Genomic DNA, 718 nt, shown 5'->3' on the forward strand with positions numbered 1-718 from the left:
TCACCCCGCCTCTATCACGTGATAATAGGTGGTTAAATCCCACTGCATATCACCGCGCGGCCCGCACCGGGCGCGCTCTAACCCGCCAGGCCGCATGTCAGACTGATCGATCTTCACCTCGACGCGGTCTGAAGGAGCCGTCCAAATTTCGCGTTCACGGATATCCGTAAATGCGCGGAAAATCCGATGCGGCGGCACCTGGAAATCACGCTGAAGCTCTATCGTTTCATGGACAAGGGTCATGGAAGATCGTCCTTCTCGGATTGAATAAGCCGTTCAAGTCGATGAAGACGGCGGTTCCACAGCGCCTGACGGTCTGTAAGCCAGCCCTCCAGGTCCGCCATAGCGGCATGATTGAGGTGACAGATGCGAACGCGCCCCACCTTTTCGGTGGTGATGAGACCTGCCCGCTCCAGAATGCCGAGATGCTTGGTAAAAGCCGACAACACCATCGGATGCGCTTTGGCAAGATCACTAACAGTCTGCGATCCGCCAGAGAGACGCTCCACCACAGCAAGCCGGGTTGCGTCGCCCAAGGCATTAAACCGCGCGGAAAGATAGTTCTCCATAAAGAGAAGTTATGATTCTTGCCGGGCCTCGGTCAATCAGAAACTTCTCTGAATAGAGAAGTTTTACGTCAAGTTTGAGAAAGACTGCGCACCAAAATAGGTTTGCTTCTAGATGGCGTGGAGAGCGGACTACGGCGGGGTTTCTCCCA

2 protein-coding genes are annotated in these 718 nt (G+C 54.9%); both read right to left on the minus strand.

Annotated features, from left to right (window positions below; genetic code table 11):
- Positions 1–243 (minus strand): SRPBCC family protein, encoded by a 243-nt coding sequence (locus tag VZ95_RS21075; protein ID WP_045777616.1) that lies wholly within the window; start codon positions 241–243, stop codon positions 1–3.
- Positions 240–569, minus strand: coding sequence for an ArsR/SmtB family transcription factor (locus tag VZ95_RS21080; protein ID WP_045777617.1), 330 nt, complete (start codon positions 567–569; stop codon positions 240–242). Before VZ95_RS21080 ends, VZ95_RS21075 begins: the two co-directional genes overlap by 4 nt.
- Between the last annotated feature and the right edge of the window lie 149 nt (positions 570–718).

The sequence above is a fragment of the Elstera litoralis genome (genome assembly GCF_000963705.1).
Classification (GTDB): Bacteria; Pseudomonadota; Alphaproteobacteria; order Elsterales; family Elsteraceae; genus Elstera; species Elstera litoralis.

What these genes read in the sequence shown, in the direction of transcription:
- VZ95_RS21080 (WP_045777617.1), bottom strand. Translation starts at nt 569, where the DNA reads ATGGAGAACTATCTTTCCGCGCGGTTTAATGCCTTGGGCGACGCAACC.
- VZ95_RS21075 (WP_045777616.1), bottom strand. Translation starts at nt 243, where the DNA reads ATGACCCTTGTCCATGAAACGATAGAGCTTCAGCGTGATTTCCAGGTG.